The 5,896-nt window shown below is 40.0% G+C and carries 4 protein-coding genes and 1 tRNA gene; all 5 read right to left on the bottom strand.

Features of this window, described 5'->3' with window-relative positions; all coding sequences use genetic code 11:
* Nucleotides 1-30: 30 nt before the first annotated feature.
* Nucleotides 31-525: a hypothetical protein gene (locus ACFFAP_RS34995; protein ID WP_375515518.1), complete on the bottom strand. Its 495-nt coding sequence runs from the start codon at nt 523-525 to the stop codon at nt 31-33.
* Nucleotides 526-903: 378 nt separating this feature from the next.
* Nucleotides 904-2,349, bottom strand: a complete 1,446-nt coding sequence (gltX, locus tag ACFFAP_RS34990) for a glutamate--tRNA ligase (protein ID WP_375515517.1) — start codon at nt 2,347-2,349, stop codon at nt 904-906.
* Between the two features lie 133 nt (nt 2,350-2,482).
* Nucleotides 2,483-2,556 (bottom strand) — tRNA-Asp (locus ACFFAP_RS34985).
* A 108-nt stretch (nt 2,557-2,664) separates the two neighbouring features.
* Nucleotides 2,665-4,188 (bottom strand): serine/threonine protein kinase, encoded by a 1,524-nt coding sequence (locus ACFFAP_RS34980; protein ID WP_375515516.1) that lies wholly within the window; start codon nt 4,186-4,188, stop codon nt 2,665-2,667.
* Between the two features lie 95 nt (nt 4,189-4,283).
* Complete coding sequence (locus ACFFAP_RS34975; protein ID WP_375515519.1) at nt 4,284-5,882, bottom strand: serine/threonine protein kinase; 1,599 nt, start codon at nt 5,880-5,882, stop codon at nt 4,284-4,286.
* Nucleotides 5,883-5,896 lie beyond the last annotated feature (14 nt).

Below are 5,896 nucleotides of genomic sequence, written 5' to 3'. Positions count from 1 at the left end.
CCCCATTCCCCATTCCCTACTCCCCATTCCCTACTTAACTTCTGTAATTTGTAGAGTGTAAGGAAGATACTTGTCTTTTTCGTAGGAACCAACCCAAACTTCGTAATTTCCAGGCAGCCATTCACCAATCATGCCAGCATTTTTGCCATCAAAATCGTCATTGCACCAAGTACCACCGGGCCCCTTGATAATGATGGTGGTGTCTTCAGGACTTTGCACTTGCAGCTTAAGGTAGTCAAATTTACTTGTTAGCACTAATGTGTGGTCTGGTGTTTCATCAACAAAGCCGGTGCAAGGGCCAGTGGCTGTTTCACTTCTGGCACCTACTTGACTCCCAGATATTGAACCACCACTCATCCCGCGAACTGTCAGGGGGTCTGGAGAAAACTGAGGGCCAATGGTGACATCTCCAAATATCGTTGGCGCTTCCTGAGCATCAACGGCAGCATTTACTGTCGATGTGATGAACAGCATAACTATCATGAACGATAATCTCATCCCTCTATTGAGCGCTTTTGTTGGCATTGTAATTAGGTTCGCTTCTAAGTGTTTTTGAAGACATGAATTTTACACACCAAGTTCCCAACGTGAGGAGAATTGACTACCTATTTTAGATTTGAAATTGGGGATAATTCATTAGTAATTAGTCAATGATTTCTTGTTCTTATAGTTGCTGTATTACTTGAGCAATCCAAAATTTTTGTGTGAAGGTGGGGAGTGGGGAGTCGGGAATGGGGAGTTGGGAATGGGGAATGGGAAATGGGGCATGGGAAAGAGGACTTGGGGACAAGGGGAAAGACTTGTTGCAAGTTCTCACCTTTTGTCACCTTGTCCCCAATTCTCCCCTGCTCCCCCTACTTCCCACTTTCCACTCCCAGATCCATCTAAAAATTGTTGTAATCGCTAATTAGCTTCCGTTATTGCCTTACTCAAGCGTGACTTATCTAAACCAATCTGATTTAGTAGTAACCAAGATTGGATCAAGTCGGGGCCATGAACATCTCCAGTTAAGGCTGCTCTGAGCGATCGCATTACTAAGCCTTTTTTGACTTTTTGCTCTTTCATTACTTGTTTAATAATGTCCTGGGCGGCGGCTTCGGAGAGTTGCGGCTGATTTTCTAAAGCTGTGACAATCCCCTCAAGGACAGCAGTAGAACCTTCTTGCTTCAGTTGTGTACTACCTTCGTCGCTAAATTCAACTGTGTCAGTAAAAAACAGTTGGCTTTGAGGTACTGCATCTACTAAACGAGTCAAACTCTGGCTAATTAAAGTTACTAGCTGCTCTAACCAGGGGCGTTCTCTTCCACCATCAAATTTATACCCAGCCGCTTGCCAATAGGGTATGAGTAAATCTGTGAGTTTATCTACTGGCGTCTTGTGGATATACTGACTGTTCAACCAATCCAGCTTGTCCCAGTCAAACTTTGCACCTGCTTTATTTACACGCTCAAAACCAAATTCTTTGGCTGCTGTTTCTAAAGTAAATATTTCTTGGGTCGAGTCTGGTGGCGACCAACCCAGCAATGTCATGTAATTCACCAAGCCTTCAGCAGTAAAGCCCATTTGCTGAAAGTCACAAATGGAAGTGACGCCATCCCGCTTAGAAAGCTTGCGTCCTTCCATATTCAAAATTAGCGGTGTGTGGGCAAATTCTGGGATTTTTGCACCCATTGCTTCATACAGCAGAATTTGCTTGGCGGTATTGGCGATGTGATCTTCTCCCCGAATAACATGCGTGATTTGCATATCGATGTCATCCACTACAACTGCAAAGTTGTATAAAGGTTGACCGCTACTCTCTTCTGAGGCGCGGGCGATGACCATATCCCCACCTAAATCGCTACCTCGCCAAGACATTTTTCCCCTTACTAGGTCGTTCCAGACAATTTCTCGCCCATCTTCGATTTTGAAACGAATCACAGAGGAGCGACCTTCTGCTTCAAATGCGGCGCGTTGTTCTGCGGTGAGGTTGCGGTGACGGTTATCATAGCGAGGAGCTTCGCCTCTAGCTTTCTGAGCTTCTCTTAGAGTTTCTAGTTCTTCAGAAGTGGTGTAGCAGCGATAGGCTAATCCTTGATCTAGCAGTTTTTGCACTGCTTCCTTATAAAAATCCAGGCGTTGAGATTGGAAAAATGGCCCTTCATCCCAGTTAAGCCCTAGCCAACGCAATCCTTCAAGAATATTGTCGGTGTATTCGGGACGCGATCGCTCTAAATCTGTGTCTTCTATTCGCAGTATAAACTTACCGCCGTGGTGGCGGGCAAATAACCAGTTAAATACAGCCGTTCTAGCTGTACCAATATGTAAATTTCCGGTTGGACTCGGCGCAATTCGGACTCTGACAGTCACAGTTAATTCTCTCTTTCGCAAAGCATGATAAATGTAGCTTATATTCAAACTCTGAATTCTGAGTCAATCGCTTTGGAGAATTCAAAATCCAATATCACCGAATTTCAGTGATTAACTATTCATAAATTTAGAACGGGACTGACGGGGCTCGAACCCGCAACTTCCGCCGTGACAGGGCGGTGCTCTAACCAATTGAACTACAGTCCCTTGTTTGGCAACTTTGCTATTATCACTATTATTTTTCTACTTGTCAAGTGTTTTGAGGTTGGAAATTAGGAATTTTTTGTACTCTCTCTCAAAGGTGCAGATTTTTCGTCAAAATCCTGATAATACAGGCTGTGGCTGTAATTCCAGATGCTGCAATATCCGGAATTGTATTTGTTTATACTGCTGCTTTAATAGCTGTTTGCTCAACTGGGGCTGAGAAGTTGGTGGTAGATTATGAATTTGTTGCGCCCAGGTTTTCAACATTTGTCGCTGAGTTGGCTCGATGCGACTGCTGAGAACGTTGGTGCAGGAATGTGGTGCTTCTAGAGTAAAGAAAATCAAAGGATAGTGTTCATTTTCAGCCAGGAAACTTACCAGCCTAAGATTTTGGGGATTTTGCATATCTAAGTAGCAAGGTAGCCATTTAGGAGCCAATTGCCGATTGTAGAGTACAGTCACCCACAACAGCATTGGGTGAGGGGATGTCATGAAGATAAACTGGTTGTAACGGGTAGAAAGGGCATAGTTTTTGATTTCTTGTTTAGGCAACATCAACCATAGCGCTGTCATAGATCCCTGTGCGGTGTCTATAAGTTGGGGAAAAACAATTTCTTGAATTGGTTTATTTTGAGGCCAGAAAAGTTTCTGACAGCTTTGTTCTACTGTGATTGGTAAACCTGAATCTAAAGGAGGACTAAAAATGGAATTAGAGGCTAAAGTTGTAGGTAGACTGGGACAATCATACTCTTCTAAACTGTTTAAGACTTGCAAAATTTGAGCGATGTTTTGTGGGCGATCGCTTGCTTTTTTAGCAAGACAAGACATAATTAAATTATTTAGCTTGTGAGGTATTTTAAGAGTAGGTTTAACCTCTGCGATCGCTTTTGGTTGCTCAAAGTGATGTGCTTTATACCAAGCACCAAAGTAATCAGTTTCTGGTTCCCAAGGTTTTTTGCCTGTGAGCATTTCAAACATCATCACACCCAGGCTATAAATATCAGAGCGACTATCTAATTTTTCCTCATCTAGCTGTTCTGGAGAACAGTAGGGTAAAGTGCCATTAAATCCCCTGCTTGTACTAACTGTTGATGCATAATTCAAAAATCTAGCAATACCAAAATCGAGAATTTTTACTAACTGGCCCAATATCGGATCGGGAATAACTAATATATTAGCAGGCTTGATATCTCTATGAACTAACGGACAAATTTTGCCATCAATGTTAATGCCTTGATGGGCACACTGTAAGCCCAAACAAATTTGGCGGGAGAGAGTCAAAAACATGGGCAGTGGTAGCGGAATTAAATCCTTTAAACTCTTACCACATAGATATTCCATGACATAGTATGGTTTTCCTTTCTCATTCACACCATAATCATACGCCCGTACTATATGTAAGCTTTTTTGACTCAAAGCTGCACTCATTAAAGCTTCACTAGCAAAGTCTTGTTGCATCTTGTTATCGACAACAGTTTGAGTCAAAAACTTGATAGCAACTGGTATGCCTCCTAACAAAATATCATTTGCTAAAAAAACTTCACCCATGCCACCGCTACCAATTAATTGCTTGAGTTGATAACGATTAGCAAGCAAGCCCGTACTACTTAAAGATGTAAATGGGCTTTTATTCACTTTATTCACCTCTGCTGCTGAGTTTATTTAAAGTTAATAACACACACATAAAAATATTATTAGGTAATGGTAGCAAGCATTTTGATTGCAAACTTTCAAGAACGTGATAAAAGGTTTAAAATTTTTTCCCAAAATTTATCCATCCAATTTTTTAACCCTTCTGTCTCAACTTTTTGAGATGTGGCTAACTTTTGTAAGATGTCTAACTTTAGCTTTTCATAATCTGCTATTAGAAGATTTTTGGCTTGATTAGACAGAATTAATTCATTTGAATGTTGACTCATCTCTAAGCAATCTATAACTTGCTGGCGCTGGTTAGCCGTAAGGCTTAAAGTTGTTACATGAGAGCAACGAGTTGGATCTTCTATGGCAAAAAATAGTAGATGATAGTAACCTACTTCCGCTAAACTACGTGCTATATTCTGTCCTTGATTATCTTTTAAATCTATAAAATAAGGTAGCCACTTAGCCATAGAAGGTTGGGTATCGTATAGTACTGTTACCCACAATAGCATCGGGTAAACATTCATTTTACTAATAAATTCAGTACCATGTATTTTATCCAAAAATTTTGTAATCTCTTGTTTAGGTAACATTGCCCAAAAAGTTGGTATAGCTCTTTCAGCCGTTTGTAGTAAATGGGGAAATCCAATTGGTGCAATTGGTTTATTTTTAGGCCAATTCTTCTGCAAACACTCTTTTTCTGATAATAAAGTTGAAGGTACTAATTGAACCGGAAATGAAAGTTTGATAATGTCACTGCTATTGCTAGTAATACCATCATTAATCTGAATATTAATTTTTTCTAAATTTTCTAATATTTGGTTGATATTTTGAGGGCGATCGCTTACTTCTTTAGCTAAACAACTCATCACTATTTTTTCTAACACCTGCGGTATTTTGACTTGCGGGTTCACTTCTTCAAGGGTAAGTGGAATTTGAAAACGATGCGCTTGATACCAAGTACCAAAGGAGTTACTTTTTGTCTGAAATGGATGCTTTCCTGTGAGCATCTCAAACATTAGTACTCCCAAACTGTAAATATCAGAGCGGACATCTAGCAATTTGCGCCCTTCCATATGTTCTGGAGAACAGTAAGGTAAACTGCCAATAAAAGAATCTGTCAGTGTCATTCCACTTCGCTCTGTTAAAAACTTGGCAATACCAAAATCGAGTATTTTGACAATTTCTCCTTCTTTACTATCTTCAGTAATAAATATATTTTCTGGTTTAATATCTCTATGAACAATAGGATAAATCTCTCCTTTGAGGCTGATACCTTGGTGGGCACATTGTAAGCCTAAACAAATTTGATTACAAATTTGTAAAAATTTAAATATTGTTAAGGGCTGAATTTCGAGAATTTGTTTGAGATTTTTTCCTTGGAGGTATTCCATTACATAAAATGGAGTTTTATCCTCAGTAAACCCATAACTTAAGATCCGAACAATATGTTTACTTTTGCGACCCAATTGAGCACCAATAAAAATCTCTCTGGCAAAGCGTTGGGACATATGCTGGTTCGCCAAACTAAATGATAAGACTTTGACTGCGATCGGCATACCACCTTTAGCAGTATCTTCTGCTAAATAAACTCTACTCATTCCCCCTTTACCAATAAAATCTCTGATTAAATAGCGATTATTTAAAAATTGCCCAATGTAATCGTCTAGCTCTGCTTTTTGCCCTACTATATTCTCAATTTGAT

Source organism: uncultured Nostoc sp. (assembly GCF_964245575.1).
Taxonomy (GTDB): Bacteria; Cyanobacteriota; Cyanobacteriia; order Cyanobacteriales; family Nostocaceae; genus Nostoc.
Note: the sequence above shows the minus strand (reverse complement) of the source record. Positions and strands in the feature narration are given on the sequence as shown.